Genomic DNA, 17,332 nt, shown 5'->3' with positions numbered 1-17,332 from the left:
ATATTGAGGCATGCACCAAGGCGTTCGCGCGCGAATCCCACAGGAATAATTGGCCCGAAACAAACGTAGGAGCGAGCGCAGCTCGCGATTGCGCCGCGCGGGCGGCGCTCGCTCTAACAGGCGCTGCCATACCTTGTGGCAAACACCTGTCAGCCCTAAGGCGACCCCTGTGTGGCTTGCCAGCGATAGGGCCTGGAAACCATATACACAATCAATTGGCCCACATCGCCCCTGGGCCCTAAAGTGCGCCCCGAAACCCACCCACCACGGGAACCCCGCCATGAGCAAAAAGCCGAAAAAGCACGGCCCCAACAAGGCCAAGTCGATCATTGCCCAACCGCTGTTCCGCTGCCGCCAGGAACAACCGGAAAAAGGCAAAGGCAGCTACCGCCGCGAAGCCTTCCAATCGAGAGATTGGGAGGCTTCCTACTTTTTGGCGGCATGAAAGCATCGCGGGCGCAGGCATGATATGGTCAGCACCTGACCTGCAATTCTGGATCTGTGCATGCTCTTCCGTCTTTCTCCCCGTTGGGAAACCCGCCAGCTGATCGCGGCCTCCAGCTTCATCCTGCTGGTTGCCTGCGCGGAAAAACCTACCGCCGCCGACGCGCTGCCGCTGGCCCCTGCGCAACCTGCGCCCGTGGTAACCGTGCCCGGTGCAACGCCAGACGCCAGCACTGAAATCCAGCCTTTGCAAACCTTCGCCCAGTGGCAAGCGGGTTTCCGCGAACAAGCCTTGCAAGCGGGTATTTCGCCCAGCATCTTCGACCGCGCCTTCCTCGGGGTTACCCCCGACATGGACGTGATCAAGGCCGACCGCAGCCAGCCTGAGTTCAGCCGCCCGGTGTGGGAATACCTCGAAGGCGCGCTGTCCCCTTTGCGCGTGCGCAATGGCAAGCGGTTGCTGGATCAGAACGCCGAACTGCTGACCCGCATCGAGCAACGCTATGGCGTTGACCGCCAGGTGCTGGTGGCGGTGTGGGGCATGGAGAGCAATTTCGGCCAGTTCCAGGGCAACAAGTCGGTGATCCGCTCGCTGGCGACCCTGGCCTATGAAGGCCGTCGCCCGCAGTTCGCCCAGGACCAGCTGATCGCCGCCCTGCAAATCATCCAGCATGGTGACATTCAGCCTGAGGCCATGCGTGGCTCGTGGGCTGGCGCCATGGGCCAGACCCAGTTCATCCCGACCACTTACAACACCCATGCCGTGGACTTTGACGGCGACGGCCGCCGCGACATCTGGAACAGCACCCCCGATGCCCTGGCCTCGACCGCGCACTACCTGCAAAGCTCGGGCTGGAAGCGTGGCCAACCGTGGGGCTTCGAGGTGCAGGTACCGCCAGGCTTCGATTTCTGGCAGGCCGATGGCGCGTTGCGCAGGCCGGTGAGCGAGTGGCTGGCAATGGGTGTGAAGCTGCCAACCGGCACCCAATTGCCAGCGGGCAGCAACCAGCTGTCTGCCGCGTTGCTATTGCCAGCAGGCGCGCGCGGCCCGGCGTTCCTGGTACTGGATAACTTCCGCGCCATCCTCAAGTACAACAACTCATCGTCCTACGCACTGGCGGTGAGCCTGCTGGCCGACCGCTTCAGCGGCTGGGGCTTCATTGCCGGCAGCTGGCCGAAGGAAGACTTGCCGCTGAGCCGCAGCGAACGCGTGGAGTTGCAGAACCTGCTTAACGGCCGGGGGTATGATGCGGGCAATGCCGATGGCATTATCGGCGCCAACACCCGCAAGGCCATACGCAATGCCCAGCAAGGGCTGGGGTGGCCGGCGGATGGTTACCCGACCCATAAGCTGCTTGAGAGCCTGCGTAGCCAGTGAGATAGCTGGGGGTTGCGGTACGTTGGTGTAACGCGATCCCTGTAGGAGCGGCCTTGTGTCGCGAAAGGGCTGCAAAGCAGCCCCGGCTATCTCAAGCCTTGAACACATCCTGCTCCAACACCAAGCTCTGCTGAACACTGTCCAGCCGTACCCGAGCTCCCAGCGGCAAGCACACATTCGGGTCACAATGCCCACTGCGCCACCCCGCCAGCACCGGCACACCCAAGGGCCCAAAAGTTTCCTCCAGCAGTGGCGCCAACGCCGCCGTGGTAATCCCGGCAAAATCCCCTACCAGCACGCCTTTCACGCCCGCCAGCTTGCCCGCCAGGCGCAACTGCGTCAGTAGCCGGTCTACCCGGTACAGCGGCTCATTGACGTCTTCGATAAACAGGATGCAGCCCTCGGTATCCAGCTCGGCCACGGTGCCAAGCGTCGCGCCCAGCATCGACAGGTTGCCACCCAGCAAACGCCCGCTGGCAACCCCCGGCAGCACCGTGCTCATGGCATAGCCCGCTGGGTGGGCAATCTGCTCCCCTGCGCGCACATGCCCACCCAGCTGGGCCAGCAAAGACGACTCGGTCGGCGCCAGCTTGCCGCCGAGCAAGTCGGCATTGAGCATCCCGCCATGGAACGTGATCAGCCCGGCATGCCGATAAAGGGCCGTATGCAGCGCCGTGATATCGCTGTAGCCAATCAGCGGCTTGGGGTTGCGCCGTATCAGCTGGAAATCCAGCTGGTCGAGCAGGCGCATGCTGCCATAGCCGCCACGCATGCACAGAATGGCGTCGATGGCTGGGTCGGCAAAGGCATCATGCAGGTCTTGCAAACGCTGCTGGTCGGGCCCTGCCAGATAACCCTGTGCCTGCAGGGCACCTGGGAAGATGCGGCACCGGTAACCGCGTTCGGCGAACCACTGGCTGACCTTGCCCGGGTCCAGCCGCGCCGCGCCCGCCGGGGCAATGATGGCGAAGCAGGCGTCCTGCGGGGTTGCCTTGGGCAGGTGGAGGTGAACGCTATCGACACAATTCATCATGCAGCTCCAAACAACTTGTCGCGTGTAGCTTAGGGCTTGTCGGCCACAAAAAAAAATGCCGATGCTGCCCTTTCGGCAAGCATCGGCATTTGTGTTTCAGCCAGGCTCAGAGCTTGATCTTGGCTTCGTGCGCCTGCTGGTCGGCATGGTACGAAGAGCGCACCAGCGGGCCGGAAGCCACGTTCTTGAAGCCCATCTTGTAGCCTTCCTCGGCGAACCAGGCAAAGGTGTCGGGGTGCACGAAACGCTGCACCGGCAGGTGGCTGCGCGACGGTTGCAGGTACTGACCGAGGGTAAGCATGTCGATGTCATGCTCGCGCATGCGGTGCATCACTTCGATCACTTCTTCGTCGGTTTCACCCAGGCCCAGCATCAGGCCCGACTTGGTGGGTACATGCGGCACCAACTGCTTGAACTTCTGCAACAGGTCCAGCGACCAGTCGTAGTCAGAGCCCGGGCGCGCGGCCTTGTACAGGCGCGGCACGGTTTCGAGGTTGTGGTTGAACACATCCGGCGGCTCTTGCGCAGTGATTTCCAGTGCCACGTCCATACGCCCGCGGTAGTCCGGCACCAGGGTTTCCAGTTGCACGCCTGGCGACAGCGCGCGGATTTCGCGGATGCAGTCGGCAAAGTGCTGGGCACCACCGTCACGCAGGTCGTCGCGGTCTACCGAAGTGATCACCACGTACTTCAGGCGCAGGTCAGCGATGGCGACCGCCAGGTTTTTCGGCTCGTCCAGGTCCAGCGGCTTCGGTCGGCCGTGGCCTACGTCGCAGAACGGGCAACGACGGGTGCAGATGTCACCCATGATCATGAAGGTAGCGGTGCCGCCCGAGAAGCACTCACCCAGGTTCGGGCAGGAAGCTTCCTCGCACACGCTGTGCAGCTTGTGCTTGCGCAGCAGTTGCTTGATGCGGTCGACCTCCGGCGAGACTGGGATACGCACGCGAATCCAGTCGGGCTTTTTCGGCAACTCGTCGGTCGGGATGATTTTCACCGGGATGCGCGCCACCTTCTCGGCGCCACGCAGCTTGACCCCGGCTTCCACCTTCTTCGGCGCTGGGCGCGGGGTGGCATCCTGGGTAGGTATCAGGTTGGGCACGGCTTCTTGCACAGTTGTCATATTCAGTCGATTCCGCCCGTGAGGGTCGTCTGCTCAGCGTAGTCGAGGTGCTTGACCAGCTGTCCGCGCAGCCTTGTCCTGACCTCGTCGAGTTCGATCGGGCCTGCCAGGTCACGTAGCTGGGTCATCGCCAGCCCCGCATAACCGCAGGGGTTGATTCGGCGGAATGGCGCAAGGTCCATGTCCACGTTCAGGGCAAGGCCGTGAAACGAACGGCCGTTGCGAATTCGCAGGCCGAGGGAGGCGATTTTCGCTCCATCGACATAGACGCCCGGCGCATCGGGCTTGGCTGAAGCCTGCACGCCATAGCTGGCCAGCAGGTCGATGAGGGTCTGCTCGATACGGCTGACCAGCTCACGTACACCAAAACCCAGCCGGCGTACATCCAGCAGCAGGTAGGCCACCAACTGGCCGGGGCCATGGTAGGTCACCTGGCCGCCGCGGTCGGTCTGCACCACCGGGATGTCGCCCGGCACCAGCAGGTGCTCGGCCTTGCCGGCCTGGCCCTGGGTAAAGACCGCAGGGTGCTCGACCAGCCAGATTTCATCCTGGCTGGCCGGGCTGCGCTGCTCGGTGAAGCGCCGCATGGCCTCCAGCACCGGTTGGTAGGGCTGCAGGCCAAGCTCGCGAAAACCGAGGCAGGCGGGCATCAGAGCACCATTTTCACGATACCGGTAGCGCGCAGGGCGCTGTTGATATCGTGCAGCTGGTTCTCGCTTTCGGCAACGATGTGCAGTTGCACGGTGGTGTACTTGCCTTCCTTGCTCTGGCGTTCGGCCAGGGTGGAAAGGTCGACTTTGGCGTGCTTGCTGAGAATCTCGATAACCGTGTCCTTGAAGCCGACAACGGTGTCACCGATGACTTTGATCGGGTAATCGGCGCAAGGGAATTCGATCTTGTGCGACTTGACGTCTGGTTCGCTCATGGCGGAAACGGCCTCGTAAGCCGTGGCAACAACACCCCCGCGTGATGCGCGGGGGTGTGCAGGTCACGTATCAGTTGAACAACCCGTAGAAGAATAGACGGATGCTATCCCACATACGGCGGAAGAAACCACCTTCCTCGACGCCATCGAGGGCGATCAGGTCGGCGCTGTGAACCACTTTCTCGTCCAGTTTGACTTCCACTTTGCCGATCACGTCACCTTTGGCGATTGGCGCGGTGAGCTGCGGGTTCATGGTCATCGTGGCGACCAGGCGCTTGAGCTGGCCTTTAGGCATGGTCATGGTCAGGTCGTCGGCCAGGCCGGCCTTGACTTGGCCAGTGGCGCCCTTCCACACCGGCGCCTGGGTCAGCTCGGTGCCCTTCTGGTAGAAGGTCTGGGTTTCGAAGAAGCGGAAGCCGTAGGTCAGCAGCTTCTGGGTTTCGGCAGCACGCGCTTGTTCGCTGTTGGTGCCGAACACCACCGCGATCAGGCGCTGGCCATCGCGTACCGCCGAAGCCACCATGCAGTAGCCTGCTTCTTCGGTGTGGCCGGTTTTCAGGCCGTCGACGGTCTTGTCACGCCACAGCAGCAGGTTGCGGTTAGGCTGCTTGATGTTGTTCCAGAAGAACTCTTTCTGCGAATAGATGGCGTAGTGCGCCGGGTCGACGTTGATGATCGCCCGGGCCAGTACCGCCATGTCATGGGCCGACGAGTAGTGGTCTGGGTTCGGCAGGCCAGTCGGGTTCATGAAGTGGCTGTTGGTCATGCCCAGGTCGGCCGCGGTCTTGTTCATCATGTCGGCGAACGCATCTTCGCTGCCGGCGATGTGCTCGGACAGGGCGACCGAGGCATCGTTGCCGGACTGGATGATGATGCCGTGCAGCAGGTCGCTGACGGTGACCTGGCTGCCAACCTTGATGAACATGCGCGAACCGCCGGTACGCCAGGCGTTTTCACTGACGGTAACCGGGTCGTTCTCGCCGATCTGGCCACGGCGGATGTCCAGGGTGGCGATGTAGGCGGTCATCAGCTTGGTCAGGCTGGCTGGCGGCAGGCGCTCGTCACCGTTGTTTTCGACCAGCACGTTGCCGCTGGACGCGTCCATGAGTACGTAGGACTTGGCTGCCAGTTGCGGTGGTGCCGGTGTCATCTGCTCGGCCGCGAAGGCGGCAGGCGTGATCAGCAGCAGTACAGGCAGGCAAAGTCGTTTGGCAAGGTTGGTGATGTTCATCCGTCTCTCGAAAATCGCTAATGGTCTGATGTTCCCTGGGCAACATCATGCGCCCAGCGCCAGTCAGTCTAGTTTTATGGCCAGAGGCCTGGCCCGCTACAGTGCGGCTTTGTGTCGCTGCGGGCAAAAGCCGACATTGTACATGGCCGAGCCCGGCAGTTCATGACAAAACCGACAGCAAGAGTTTCAAGCTGCAAGCTGAAAGACAAAGCGGGTGGGCGCAGGGTCTTCTTGCAGCTTGCAGCCGGTTGCTTGTAGCTGAGCTCAGTCTGTGACCAGCTTGGCCTGCCCCAAGTTCGCCAGGCGGATGCTGTACTGGGCTTGCTGGATCTCGCCCTGGCTGCCGATCGGCCCCAGCCGCACGCGGTGCAGGGTCTGCTGGTTACGCACGATCGAGCTGATGAACACCGGCGCGCTGACCATGGTGCTGAGCTTGGAGCGCAGCAATTCGGCGGCATCCGGGTTGGCGAAGGCACCCACCTGCAGGAAGCTGCCGCCATTGCCACCGGGGACGTTGTTGCCCCCTACCTGTACCGGCACCACCGGCGCCGCGTGCTGCTGCGGCGGCGGCGTCCATTGCTCGACCCGCCCGGTCGTGGCCGGCACAGCCTGGGTCTGGGCCACCTGGGGCTCCTTCAGCACCATCGGTGGTGTCTGGCCACGCTGGGCCCACCATTGTTGCGGGTCGATGCCCTCGACACGCACGTGTGCGGTGCCGATTTCGGCATAGCCGAGCTTTTTCGCTGCGGCATAGGACAGGTCGATGATGCGGTCGGAATAGAACGGCCCACGGTCATTGACCCGCAGAATCACGCTACGACCGTTGGCCAGGTTGGTCACGCGCACATAGGCCGGCAGCGGCAAGGTCTTGTGCGCGGCACTCATGCCGTACAGGTCGTACAGCTCACCATTGGCGGTGTTCTGCCCGTGAAACTTGGTGCCGTACCAGGACGCAGTACCCTCGGCGCGGTAGTTGCGCGAGTCCTGCATGGGGTAGTAGGTCTTGCCCAGCACCGTGTAGGGGTTGGCCTTGTAGTTACCGGTGTGCACGGTCGGCGTGGCGTCGGGAATCTTGTTCACATCCACGTCCCACCACGGCGCGCCATCCTTGTGTGCCCGGTTGATATCCAGGCCCGGCTGGCTGCGTACCACGTTGCCGCTGCTTTTTTGCGGGGCCGGGCGGTTGGAAGAGCAACTGGCCAGCACCAGGCCAACGGCGAGGCAGGTGAGCAGCTTGAAAGAGTGTGCAGAGATGATTGCGCGCATTACTTGACGCCCCGTACTTGAACCAGCTGTTCCGCGAGCTGATGCACCGCCATGGCATACATCACGCTGCGGTTGTAGCGAGTGATCGCGTAGAAGTTCTTCAGCCCCATCCAGTACTCGGGGCCATTGTCGCCTTCGAGCCGGAAGGCCGTAACCGGCAGATCATCGCGCAGCGAATCATGAACCGACCAGCCAAGCGCGCGCAACTCCCCCGCGGTCTTGACCGGCTCGATACCGGTGGTCAGGCCTTCGTCGGCGCGCGCACCTTCTACCCAGGCGCGGCTGACCACGCCTTCGCCGGCTACCCAGCCGTGGCGCTTGAAGTAGTTGGCCACGCTGCCAATGGCATCGTCCGGGTTGTTCCAGATGTTGATGTGGCCGTCACCGTCGAAGTCCACCGCGTAGTTGCGAAAACTGCTCGGCATGAACTGTGGAAGGCCCATGGCACCGGCGTAGGAGCCTTTGAGGGTCAACGGGTCCAGCTGCTCGTCGCGCGCCAGCAGCAGGAACTCGCGCAGCTCTTTGCGGAAGAACTCGGCGCGCGGCGGGTAGTCGAAGCCCAGCGTCGACAGGGCATCGATCACCCGGTAGTTGCCGGTGTTGCGGCCGAAGAAGGTTTCGACCCCGATGATCGCGACGATATATTGCGCCGGCACCCCGTACTCCTGCTCGGCGCGGGCCAGCACCGCCTCGTGCTGGCGCCAGAAGTCCACCCCGCGGGCAATGCGCGCATCGGTGATGAACATCGGCCGGTAGTCCTTCCACGGCTTTACCCGCTCGGCAGGGCGCGAGATGGCATCCAGAATCGACTGCTTGCGCTGCACCTCACGGAACACCCCCATCAGCTGCTCCGGGGCAAAACCGTAGTCACGGCTCATTTCGCCCACCAGCTCGGCCACCTGTGGCGAACCCTCATAGTCGCCGGCATGGGCCAGCTGTACAGCGCCGAACAGGCCCACCGCGCCGACCCACGGCGCACAACGGGCAGCCCAGTTACGCACTGCTTGCATCAAATTGTTCACCTTTTTCAAACCTGTGCGATCCATTTTCGGTGCGTATGGATCGACATGAGAACGCCAAACGCTGACAGCAGCGTTACCAAGGATGTTCCGCCATAGCTGATAAAGGGCAGCGGCACGCCCACTACGGGCAGCAGGCCGCTGACCATGCCGATATTGACGAATACGTAGACAAAGAAGGTCATGGTCAGGCTACCCGCCAGCAGCTTGCCGAACAGGGTCTGGGCCTGGGCGGTAATCATCAGGCCACGGCCGATCAGCAGCAGGTAGACGATCAGCAGCAGGCAGATACCGACCAGGCCGAACTCCTCGCCGAGCACGGCGATGATGAAGTCGGTATGGCTTTCCGGAAGGAAGTCCAGGTGCGACTGGGTGCCGAGCAGCCAGCCTTTGCCGAACACCCCGCCCGAACCGATTGCCGCCTTGGACTGGATGATGTTCCAGCCGGTGCCCAGCGGGTCGCTTTCCGGGTCGAGGAAGGTCAGTACCCGCTGCTTCTGGTAGTCGTGCATGACAAAGAACCACATCGCCACCGCCACCGGCACCGCCGCTGCCAGTACGCTGAGGATCCAGCGCCAGCGCAGGCCACCCATGAACAGCACGAAGGCGCCCGATGCCAGGATCAGCAGTGCGGTGCCCAGGTCGGGCTGGCGCACGATCAGGATGAATGGCACGCCGATCAGCACCAGGCTGATGGCCACGTGCTTCAGGTGCGGCGGCAAGGTGCGCTTGGACAGGTACCAGGCAATGGTCGCCGGCATGATGATCTTCATGAATTCCGAGGGCTGGAAGCGGATCACCCCCGGGATATTGATCCAGCGCGTGGCGCCCATGGCGTTATGGCCCATCACATCCACCACCACCAGCAGCAGCACCCCGGTGAGGTAGGCCAGCGGCACCCAGCGGGCCATGAAGCGCGGCTCCAGCTGGGCGATGACGAACATCGACACCAGACCGATGCCGAACGAGGTCGCCTGCTTGAGCAGCAGGTCCCAGTTCTTGCCGCTGGCCGAATACAGCACGAACAGGCTGCCGGCGGCGAGGGTCAGCAGGATGACCAGCAAGGGGCCGTCGACATGAATGCGCTGCAGGAAGCTGGCGCGCCGACGCATCACATCCTCACTGGAGAGCATGCGATCGAAATTGTTCATCACAGGGCTGATTCCTGGGTAGCGGTAGCAGGCGCGAACTCGGGCTTGAGACGGCCATTTTCGTCGAGCAGCCAGGCGTCCATGATCTGGCGGACCACCGGTGCCGCAACACCCGAACCGGACTCGCCGTTCTCGACCATCACCGACACCACGATCTGCGGTGCTTCGGCCGGAGCGAAGGCAACGAACAGGGCGTGGTCACGGTGGCGCTCCTGAAGTTTGTTACGGTCGTACTTTTCACCCTGCTTGATCGCCACCACCTGGGCGGTACCGCTCTTGCCGGCGATGCGGTATTGGGCACCGAGGGCGGCCTTGCGTGCGGTACCGCGGGCGTTGTGCATCACCTGCTCCATGCCATGGGTGACCTTGGCCCAGTCCGACTTGTCCCGCAGCACGATGTTCGCCATGGGGTTTTCGTCCACCGGCGGCTGGCCTTCGATGGTCTTGGCCAGGTGCGGGCGGTTCCATACGCCTTTGTTGGCGATCAGCGCAGTGGCCTGGGCCAGTTGCAACGGCGTCGCCTGCATGTAGCCCTGGCCAATGCCAAGAATCAGGGTTTCACCGGGGAACCAGGCCTGGCGGCGGGTGGCGCGCTTCCATTCCCGCGATGGCATCAGCCCGGCAGATTCCTCGAACATGTCCAGGGATACCCGCTGGCCGATGCCGAACTTGTTCATGTAACTGGACAGCCGGTCGATGCCCATCTTGTGCGCAAGGTCGTAGAAGTAGGTGTCGTTGGAGCGCATGATCGCGGTGTCCAGGTCGACCCAGCCATCACCCGAGCGGTTCCAGTTACGGTATTTGTGGTCGTAGTTGGGCAGTTGGTAGTAGCCAGGGTCGAATACCCGGCTACTGGCGTTGACCACACCGCTGTCCAGGCCGGCAATCGCCACCGCCGGCTTGATGGTGGAGCCCGGCGGGTACAGGCCGCGCAACACGCGGTTGAACAGCGGCCGGTCGATCGAATCACGCAACTCGGCATACGCCTTGAAGCTGATGCCGGTGACGAACAGGTTGGGATCGAAGCTTGGCTGGCTGACCATGGCCAGAACCTCGCCAGTGCGCGGGTCCAGCGCCACCACGGCGCCCCGGCGGCCACCCAGGGCGGCCTCGGCGGCTTCCTGCAGCTTGATGTCCAGGCTCAGCACGATGTCCTTGCCCGGCTTGGGGTCGGTGCGCTTGAGCACCCGCAGCACGCGGCCGCGGGCGTTGGTCTCGACTTCCTCGTAACCGACCTGGCCGTGCAGCGCATCCTCGTAGAAGCGCTCGATGCCGGTCTTGCCGATATGGTGGGTACCGCTGTAGTTCACCGGGTCGAGGGTTTTCAGCTCTTTCTCGTTGATCCGCCCCACGTAACCCACCGAATGGGCGAAGTGCGCCCCCTGTGGGTAATGCCGCACCAGCTGCGCGACCACCTCGACACCCGGCAGGCGGAACTGGTTTACCGCCACCCGGGCAATCTGTTCTTCGTTGAGCTCGAACAGGATCGGCACCGGCTCGAACGGCCGGCGGCCCTGGCGCATGCGCTTCTCGAACAGGGCGCGGTCGTCTTCGGTCAATTCCAGCACTTCGACGATGGTGTCCAGTACTTCCTGCCAGTTCCCCGCGCGTTCGCGGGTCATCGACAGGCTGAAACTGGGCCGGTTGTCGGCCACGATCACGCCGTTACGGTCGAAGATCAACCCGCGGGTCGGCGGGATCGGCTGCACATGCACCCGGTTGTTCTCCGACAGCGTGGAGTGATAGTCGTACTGGATGATCTGCAGGTAGTACAGCCGCGCGATCAGCACGCACACCAGCAGCACCACCGCGATTGCGCCGACCACGACGCGGTTACGCACCAGGCGGGCGTCTTTCTCGTGGTCCTTGAGACGGATCGGCTGCGACATCGGACGGCTTACAGGCTCATTTGTGGTAAGGGTGCCCGGACAACACGGTCCAGGCGCGGTAGATCTGCTCGCCGATGAGTATCCTTACCAACGGGTGTGGCAGGGTCAGCGGCGACAGCGACCAGCGTTGCTCGGCGCGCGCGCAAACCTCAGGCGCCAGGCCCTCCGGGCCGCCAACCATCAAATTGACCGTGCGCGCGTCCAGCCGCCAGCGATCCAGCTCGCCCGCCAGTTGCTCGGTACTCCAGGGCTTGCCATGGACCTCCAGGGTAACGATGCGTTCCCCGGGCTGCACCTTGCTCAGCATGGCCTCGCCCTCCTGACGGATCAGGCGGGCGACGTCGGCATTCTTGCCACGGGTGTTCAGCGGAATTTCCACCAGCTCCAGCGACAGCTCGGCGGGCAGGCGCTTGGCATATTCATGCCAGCCTTCCTCGACCCACTTCGGCATGCGCGAGCCGACCGCAATCAGGCGCAAACGCACGGCGCTGCCCTTATTCGCGGTCTTTGAGCTTGTCGGAGTACTCGTGGGCATGGTCCGGGCTGTGGTGCTTGCCATCGGCAGCACGGCTTTGCTCGGCGCCTTGCCACAGGCGCTCCAGGTCGTAGAACTGGCGCGCAGCGGCGGTCATCATGTGCACGATGACGTCGTTCAGGTCCAGCAGCACCCAATCGCTGTCGCCCTTGCCTTCTTCGCCCAGAGGCTGTGCGCCCTTGGCCTTGACGGCTTCACGGACCTTTTCGGCCATGGCGTTGATCTGGCGGTTGGAGGTACCGGTGGCAATGATCATGTAATCGGTCAGGCTGTGCTTCTCGCGCACGTCGATGACCTGGATGTCCTGGGCCTTCACGTCTTCCAGCGCGGCCTTGGTCACTGCGACCAGTTCTTCGCCGTAAATTTTCTGCTTGGTCATATAAAACTCGTTCAACTCGTTGGATGAGGCGCCAGGGGCGCCGTCAGTTGGGCGCACGATACAGTTCGTGCGCCTCGATATAGGCCAGTACGGCGTCCGGCACCAGGAACCTCACCGATTTGCCGCTGGCCAGCAGCTGTCGGATCTGTGTAGCCGACACCGCAAGCGGTGTCTGCCAGACGAACGAAATATTTCCCGCCGGGCCGGACATGGCGGTGGGATCGCTCTCCGAGCGCGCAGCCAGCAGGTTGCGCAGCTCGTCAGGGGGTTCTACGTCGGCATCCGGGCGTTGCAGCACCAGAATGTGACAGTGTTGCAGCAATTCTTCCCAGCGGTGCCAGTTGGGCAAGCCACAGAAGGCATCCCAGCCCAGCACCAGGAACAACTGGTCGTTACCGGCCAGTTCGGCACGGACCGACTCCAGTGTGTCGATGGTGTACGACGGCTTGTCACGCTCAAGCTCACGGGCGTCGACGCTCAGGCAGGCCACCCCCTGTACTGCTTCGCGCACCATGGCCAGGCGGTCTTGCGCGGCCACCTGCGGGGTATCGCGGTGCGGCGGCCGGGCATTGGGCAGCAGGCGCAGTTCGTCCAGCCCCATGAACTCGGCCACTTCCAGCGCGCTGCGCAGGTGGCCGATGTGCACCGGATCGAACGTTCCGCCGAGAATGCCGATGCGCCGGACTGCCTGGGCCTTGCTCAACTCAGCAGGACCCCTGACCGCGCAACTGGCCGTCACCGATGACGACGTATTTTTCGCAGGTCAGCCCCTCCAGGCCGACGGGGCCGCGGGCATGCAGCTTGTCGGTGGAAATGCCGATTTCCGCGCCCAGCCCGTACTCGAAGCCATCGGCGAAACAGGTTGGGGTGTTGAGCATGACCGATGCCGAATCGACCTCCGCCATGAACTGGCGGGCTTCGCCCTGGTGTTCGCTGATGATCGAGTCGGTGTGGTGCGAGCCATAGTGATTGATGTGTTCGATAGCCTGGTCCAGGCCGTCGACCACGCGAATTGCCAGGATCGCGTCCAGGTACTCGGTGTGCCAGTCGTCTTCGGTAGCCGGTTTGGCGTCGATGAGTGCCTGGGTGCGCTCGCAACCCCGTAGTTCCACGCCTTTGTCCCGGAAGCGGCGGGCCATTTCCGGCAGGAAGCGCTCGGCCACCTGCTGGTCGACCAGCAGCGTTTCCATGGCCCCGCAAATGCCGTAGCGGTATGTCTTGGCGTTGAATGCCACATTCCAGGCCTTGTCCAGGTCGGCATGCTGGCTGACATAGATGTGGCAGATACCGTCCAGGTGCTTGATCACCGGCACACGGGCATCGCGGCTGATGCGCTCGATGAGGCCACGGCCACCACGGGGGACGATGACATCGACGAACGCAGGCATGCTGATCAGCGCGCCCACGGCCTCGCGGTCGGTGGTTTCGACCACCTGGACCACCGCGGCCGGCAGGTCGGCAGCGGCCAGGCCACGCTGGATGCAGGTGGCGATGGCGCGGTTGGAATGAATGGCTTCGGAGCCGCCACGCAGGATGGTGGCGTTACCCGACTTCAGGCACAGGCTGGCGGCATCGATGGTCACGTTGGGGCGCGACTCGTAGATGATCCCGATCACCCCCAGTGGCGTACGCATCTTGCCGACCTGGATGCCCGATGGGCGGTAGCTCATGTCCCGGATGGCGCCCACCGGGTCCGGCAGGCTGGCCACCTGGCGCAGGCCGGTGATCATGCCGTCGATGCGGGCCGGGGTCAGCGCCAGGCGGTCCAGCAGCGCAGGCTCCAGGCCATTGGCACGGCCGGCGGCCAGGTCCAGTTCGTTGGCAGCGGTGAGCTCGGCGCGGGCAGCATCCAGCGCATCGGCGGCGGCCAACAGGGCGCGGTTCTTCTGCGCAGTGCTGGCACGGCCGATGACCCGGGACGCCTCGCGGGCAGCGCGACCCAGGCGGGTCATATAGTCAAGAACGGACTCAGTCATGGGTTCGGTGTCTTGGCGAAGGGGAAATCGGCTGATTATAACTGCCGCGCAGGTATACGCCCAGCGGTGGGTGGCGGATGGTCGAAAATGGCCTGGGCAATATGCAGGAAAGATGTAACCGCTCTTATCGAAATCACTCTCCTGCTGTGGCCCTTTCGCGGGCGCGCCCGCTCCCACAGGGATTTCACAAGGCCTTGGGCCATGCAGTACCTGTGGGAGCGGGCATGCCCGCGAAAGGGCCGGCCCCGCCAACACCACACTCGATTCAGCCTCGATTAAGCGATTCATTGCTATCATCTGGCGTCCCCAAACCGCGAACAGCCCGCATGCCAGCCCTGCCCGACAGCTTTTTCGACCGCGACGCTCAAACCCTGGCCAAAGCCCTGCTGGGCAAGGTCATCCGCCATCGCCAGGGCGACCTGTGGCTGGCGGCGCGCATCATCGAAACCGAGGCCTACTACCTCACCGACAAAGGCAGCCATGCCTCGCTCGGCTACACCGAGAAGCGCAAGGCGCTGTTCCTCGATGGCGGGCATATCTACATGTACTACGCGCGCGGCGGCGACTCGCTGAACTTCAGCGCCCACGGCCCTGGCAACGCAGTGCTCATCAAGTCCGCCTATCCTTGGCAGGACGCCCGCTCGGGCCCCAACAGCCTGGCCCAGATGCAACTGAACAACCCCGATGCCAGTGGCAAGCTGCGCCCGCCGGAACGCCTGTGCGCCGGGCAAACGCTGCTGTGCCGCGCCTTGGGCTTGAAAGTGCCACAGTGGGACGCCCGGCGCTTCGACGCCGAGCGCCTGTATGTGGAGGATTGTGGCAGCCCCGTGCCGAAGGTGATCCAGGCCACCCGCCTGGGTATCCCGCACGGGCGCGACGAGCACTTGCCATACCGCTTCGTCGATGCCGAGTACGCGCGTTTCTGCACGCGGAACCCCTTGCGCCGCGGCCAAGTCGAAGGTCGCGATTTCTTCATTCTCGAACAAGGAAGCTGACCATGGGCCAATGGCTCGACAGCCTGACCGGCTGGCTCAGCGCCAACCCACAGTGGCTTGGCGTGGCGATTTTCCTGGTGGCCTGCGTCGAATGCCTGGCCATCGCCGGCATCATCGTGCCGGGTACGGTGCTGCTGTTCGCCGTGGCGGTACTGGCCGGTAGCGGCACCTTCAGCCTGGGCGAGACCTTGCTGCTGGGTTTTCTCGGCGGGCTGCTGGGCGACGCCCTGTCATACACGGTGGGCAAGTACTTCCACCAGAACATCCGCCGGCTGCCATTGCTGCGCCATCACCCGGAGTGGATCGGCAGTGCCGAAACCTACTTCCAGCGCTACGGCATCGCCAGCCTGCTGGTCGGCCGCTTCATCGGCCCGCTGCGCCCCATGCTGCCGATGGTCGCCGGCATGTTCGACATGCCGCTGCCACGCTTCATCGCCGTCAGCCTGGTGGCCGGCGCGGGTTGGTCAGTGGCCTACCTGCTGCCTGGCTGGGCCACGGGGGCTGCCATGCGCCTGCCCTTGCCAGAGGGCTTCTGGCTGGACGCCGGCATCCTCGCCGGCGGCCTGGCTGCGCTAATCGGCCTGAGCCTGAACAGCAGCATTCGCGATCAACGCCACGGCACCCGGCTGGTTGCCGGCTTGAGCCTGCTCGCCCTGGCCGGCATTTTTCTGGGCTGGCCGTACCTGCATGAATTCGACCAAGGCGTGATGACCCTGGTGCAGGAGCACCGCAGCCAGGCCATCGATGGCACCGTGGTCCTGGTCACCCGCCTGGGCGACTTCAGAACCCAGCTGTTCCTGGGCGGCTTGCTGACCGGCCTGTTGCTGCTGGCCCGGCAATGGCGTCACGCCGTGTTCGCCGGTGGCGCGCTGATGGGCACGGCAATCGCCAATGGCACCCTCAAATGGCTGTTTGCCCGTGCCCGGCCCGAGGTACTGAGCGACCCGCTGACCAGCTACAGCATGCCCAGCGGGCACAGCTCGGCATCGTTTGCCTTCTTCCTGGTGATGGCGGTGCTGGCCGGGCGCGGTCAGCCGCCACGGATGCGCCTGACCTGGGTGATGCTGGGCTGCATTCCGGCGCTGGCGATTGCCCTGTCGCGGGTCTACCTGGGTGCTCACTGGCCCACCGATATCCTCGCCGGGGCTCTGCTGGCCTGCTGCGTGTGTGCCTTCAGCCTGACCCTGGTGCAGTACCGCCAGCCGCTGCCGGCCTTGCCGCAGCGGGTATGGTGGCTGGTGTTGCCGGCTTGCGTGGCGCTGTTGGCCTTTTTTGCCATGCACGCACTGCCGCAGGCGTTGGCCAGGTATCACTATTGATGTTGCCAGCCTGTCGATGGGGCAAGCCGCTAGTAAACAGGCTCCGCTACCAACAGGCCGGCGCAGGCAACTCTCACCTCAGGCAAACAGCTCGCCCTGAATCCGCTCCAGCAATTTCTGGATCTCGCCCAGCCGCTGCTGCGGCGAGTCGAGGCTCAGCAGGTCCAGCTTGTCTTCTTCCATGAACGGCAGCAGGTAAGCCAGCTGGTTGGCCAGCGCCTGGCGCCCGTCCAGCGGGCGCGGCATGTCCAGCGCCTCGACCATCGGGTGCTCACCCAAGGCCACCAGCAGCGCCACCAGGTCATCGTCCGCTTCCAGCAACGGGCTGTCGGCCTGCTCGGCCAGCCACTGCACCTGCCCTACCAGCAACTGGTCCTTTTGCACCTCGGTGCTGTCCAGGTTGAAGCGCCGCACGCCTTCGACGCGAATGCCCAGCAAGCCGTTGTCCTGCTGTACGAAATCGCGGATCAGCGCCTCGCAGCCGATCGAGGCGACCGTCGGCGGCGCCTTGCCCACCTGCTCGCCCTCCAGGATGCACACCACGCCAAACCCTTCGCCCTGCTTCATGCAGCGCCCGATCATGTCGAGGTAGCGCGTCTCGAAAATCTGCAAGTCGAGAAAGCAGCCAGGAAACAGCACGGTATTGAGCGGAAACAGCGGTAGCGTCAT

The 17,332-nt window shown here is 63.7% G+C and carries 18 protein-coding genes; 4 read left to right on the top strand and 14 right to left on the bottom strand.

Annotated features, from left to right (window positions below; genetic code table 11):
• Positions 1 to 280: 280 nt before the first annotated feature.
• Both arfA and DMX12_RS05870 read left to right on the top strand, forming a co-directional pair.
• Entirely contained in the window at positions 281 to 445 is a 165-nt protein-coding gene (gene arfA, locus DMX12_RS05875) for an alternative ribosome rescue factor ArfA (protein ID WP_009685838.1), read from the top strand.
• A gap of 60 nt (positions 446 to 505) precedes the next feature.
• On the top strand, positions 506 to 1,822 hold the full coding sequence (locus tag DMX12_RS05870; RefSeq protein WP_009685837.1) for a lytic murein transglycosylase: 1,317 nt from the start codon (positions 506 to 508) through the stop codon (positions 1,820 to 1,822).
• Positions 1,823 to 1,913: 91 nt separating this feature from the next.
• On the opposite strand, the gene DMX12_RS05865 is transcribed toward DMX12_RS05870, so the two are convergent.
• The 13 genes from DMX12_RS05865 to DMX12_RS05805 form a co-directional block, all read right to left on the bottom strand.
• Entirely contained in the window at positions 1,914 to 2,852 is a 939-nt protein-coding gene (locus tag DMX12_RS05865; RefSeq protein ID WP_110676706.1) for an LD-carboxypeptidase, read from the bottom strand.
• A 109-nt stretch (positions 2,853 to 2,961) separates the two neighbouring features.
• Positions 2,962 to 3,978, bottom strand: coding sequence for a lipoyl synthase (gene lipA, locus DMX12_RS05860; protein ID WP_009685834.1), 1,017 nt, complete (start codon positions 3,976 to 3,978; stop codon positions 2,962 to 2,964).
• Between the two features lie 2 nt (positions 3,979 to 3,980).
• Positions 3,981 to 4,628, bottom strand: coding sequence for a lipoyl(octanoyl) transferase LipB (gene lipB / locus DMX12_RS05855; RefSeq protein ID WP_009685833.1), 648 nt, complete (start codon positions 4,626 to 4,628; stop codon positions 3,981 to 3,983).
• Positions 4,628 to 4,903 (bottom strand): DUF493 domain-containing protein, encoded by a 276-nt coding sequence (locus DMX12_RS05850; protein WP_009685832.1) that lies wholly within the window; start codon positions 4,901 to 4,903, stop codon positions 4,628 to 4,630. The genes lipB and DMX12_RS05850 overlap by 1 nt, the downstream gene beginning before the upstream one ends.
• A gap of 70 nt (positions 4,904 to 4,973) precedes the next feature.
• A complete protein-coding gene (locus DMX12_RS05845) occupies positions 4,974 to 6,134 on the bottom strand; it encodes a D-alanyl-D-alanine carboxypeptidase family protein (RefSeq protein ID WP_009685831.1) in 1,161 nt (386 codons plus the stop codon).
• 264 nt (positions 6,135 to 6,398) lie between these two features.
• Entirely contained in the window at positions 6,399 to 7,400 is a 1,002-nt protein-coding gene (locus DMX12_RS05840; protein ID WP_110676704.1) for a septal ring lytic transglycosylase RlpA family protein, read from the bottom strand.
• On the bottom strand, positions 7,400 to 8,410 hold the full coding sequence (mltB, locus tag DMX12_RS05835; protein WP_009685829.1) for a lytic murein transglycosylase B: 1,011 nt from the start codon (positions 8,408 to 8,410) through the stop codon (positions 7,400 to 7,402). Before mltB ends, DMX12_RS05840 begins: the two co-directional genes overlap by 1 nt.
• 17 nt (positions 8,411 to 8,427) lie before the next feature.
• Complete coding sequence (gene rodA / locus DMX12_RS05830; RefSeq protein WP_042131952.1) at positions 8,428 to 9,531, bottom strand: rod shape-determining protein RodA; 1,104 nt, start codon at positions 9,529 to 9,531, stop codon at positions 8,428 to 8,430.
• 38 nt (positions 9,532 to 9,569) lie between these two features.
• Positions 9,570 to 11,459, bottom strand: a complete 1,890-nt coding sequence (mrdA, locus tag DMX12_RS05825) for a penicillin-binding protein 2 (protein WP_009685827.1) — start codon at positions 11,457 to 11,459, stop codon at positions 9,570 to 9,572.
• Between the two features lie 16 nt (positions 11,460 to 11,475).
• The gene (gene rlmH / locus DMX12_RS05820; protein ID WP_009685826.1) at positions 11,476 to 11,943 is read right to left on the bottom strand and encodes a 23S rRNA (pseudouridine(1915)-N(3))-methyltransferase RlmH; all 468 of its coding nucleotides are present in this window, start codon (positions 11,941 to 11,943) and stop codon (positions 11,476 to 11,478) included.
• Positions 11,944 to 11,953: 10 nt separating this feature from the next.
• Positions 11,954 to 12,373 carry a ribosome silencing factor gene (gene rsfS / locus DMX12_RS05815; RefSeq protein ID WP_009685825.1) on the bottom strand — a complete coding sequence of 140 codons (420 nt, stop codon included), beginning with the start codon at positions 12,371 to 12,373 and terminating at the stop codon, positions 11,954 to 11,956.
• Between the two features lie 43 nt (positions 12,374 to 12,416).
• Entirely contained in the window at positions 12,417 to 13,076 is a 660-nt protein-coding gene (nadD, locus tag DMX12_RS05810; RefSeq protein ID WP_009685824.1) for a nicotinate-nucleotide adenylyltransferase, read from the bottom strand.
• 1 nt (position 13,077) lies between these two features.
• On the bottom strand, positions 13,078 to 14,349 hold the full coding sequence (locus tag DMX12_RS05805) for a glutamate-5-semialdehyde dehydrogenase (RefSeq protein ID WP_029885809.1): 1,272 nt from the start codon (positions 14,347 to 14,349) through the stop codon (positions 13,078 to 13,080).
• Positions 14,350 to 14,675: 326 nt separating this feature from the next.
• Here DMX12_RS05805 and DMX12_RS05800 point away from each other — a divergent pair, with 326 nt between their 5' ends.
• Both DMX12_RS05800 and DMX12_RS05795 read left to right on the top strand, forming a co-directional pair.
• Positions 14,676 to 15,344, top strand: coding sequence for a DNA-3-methyladenine glycosylase (locus tag DMX12_RS05800; protein ID WP_029885808.1), 669 nt, complete (start codon positions 14,676 to 14,678; stop codon positions 15,342 to 15,344).
• 2 nt (positions 15,345 to 15,346) lie between these two features.
• Positions 15,347 to 16,663: a bifunctional DedA family/phosphatase PAP2 family protein gene (locus DMX12_RS05795; RefSeq protein ID WP_110676702.1), complete on the top strand. Its 1,317-nt coding sequence runs from the start codon at positions 15,347 to 15,349 to the stop codon at positions 16,661 to 16,663.
• Between the two features lie 78 nt (positions 16,664 to 16,741).
• Here the strand turns inward: DMX12_RS05795 and DMX12_RS05790 are convergent, their stop codons facing one another.
• Positions 16,742 to 17,332: an LON peptidase substrate-binding domain-containing protein gene (locus tag DMX12_RS05790; RefSeq protein ID WP_110676700.1), complete on the bottom strand. Its 591-nt coding sequence runs from the start codon at positions 17,330 to 17,332 to the stop codon at positions 16,742 to 16,744.

The organism is Pseudomonas sp. MB-090624, from assembly GCF_003205245.1.
GTDB lineage: Bacteria > Pseudomonadota > Gammaproteobacteria > Pseudomonadales > Pseudomonadaceae > Aquipseudomonas > Aquipseudomonas juntendi.
This window is presented reverse-complemented; position numbering and strand designations above follow the sequence as displayed.

What these genes read in the sequence shown, in the direction of transcription:
- arfA (WP_009685838.1), top strand. Translation starts at nt 281, where the DNA reads ATGAGCAAAAAGCCGAAAAAGCACGGCCCCAACAAGGCCAAGTCGATC.
- DMX12_RS05845 (WP_009685831.1), bottom strand. Translation starts at nt 6,134, where the DNA reads ATGAACATCACCAACCTTGCCAAACGACTTTGCCTGCCTGTACTGCTG.
- rsfS (WP_009685825.1), bottom strand. Translation starts at nt 12,373, where the DNA reads ATGACCAAGCAGAAAATTTACGGCGAAGAACTGGTCGCAGTGACCAAG.
- rodA (WP_042131952.1), bottom strand. Translation starts at nt 9,531, where the DNA reads ATGCGTCGGCGCGCCAGCTTCCTGCAGCGCATTCATGTCGACGGCCCC.
- DMX12_RS05850 (WP_009685832.1), bottom strand. Translation starts at nt 4,903, where the DNA reads ATGAGCGAACCAGACGTCAAGTCGCACAAGATCGAATTCCCTTGCGCC.
- mrdA (WP_009685827.1), bottom strand. Translation starts at nt 11,459, where the DNA reads ATGTCGCAGCCGATCCGTCTCAAGGACCACGAGAAAGACGCCCGCCTG.
- DMX12_RS05865 (WP_110676706.1), bottom strand. Translation starts at nt 2,852, where the DNA reads ATGAATTGTGTCGATAGCGTTCACCTCCACCTGCCCAAGGCAACCCCG.
- DMX12_RS05795 (WP_110676702.1), top strand. Translation starts at nt 15,347, where the DNA reads ATGGGCCAATGGCTCGACAGCCTGACCGGCTGGCTCAGCGCCAACCCA.
- DMX12_RS05870 (WP_009685837.1), top strand. Translation starts at nt 506, where the DNA reads ATGCTCTTCCGTCTTTCTCCCCGTTGGGAAACCCGCCAGCTGATCGCG.
- mltB (WP_009685829.1), bottom strand. Translation starts at nt 8,410, where the DNA reads ATGCAAGCAGTGCGTAACTGGGCTGCCCGTTGTGCGCCGTGGGTCGGC.
- DMX12_RS05840 (WP_110676704.1), bottom strand. Translation starts at nt 7,400, where the DNA reads ATGCGCGCAATCATCTCTGCACACTCTTTCAAGCTGCTCACCTGCCTC.
- DMX12_RS05805 (WP_029885809.1), bottom strand. Translation starts at nt 14,349, where the DNA reads ATGACTGAGTCCGTTCTTGACTATATGACCCGCCTGGGTCGCGCTGCC.
- DMX12_RS05800 (WP_029885808.1), top strand. Translation starts at nt 14,676, where the DNA reads ATGCCAGCCCTGCCCGACAGCTTTTTCGACCGCGACGCTCAAACCCTG.
- DMX12_RS05790 (WP_110676700.1), bottom strand. Translation starts at nt 17,332, where the DNA reads ATGACGCTACCGCTGTTTCCGCTCAATACCGTGCTGTTTCCTGGCTGC.
- lipB (WP_009685833.1), bottom strand. Translation starts at nt 4,628, where the DNA reads ATGCCCGCCTGCCTCGGTTTTCGCGAGCTTGGCCTGCAGCCCTACCAA.
- lipA (WP_009685834.1), bottom strand. Translation starts at nt 3,978, where the DNA reads ATGACAACTGTGCAAGAAGCCGTGCCCAACCTGATACCTACCCAGGAT.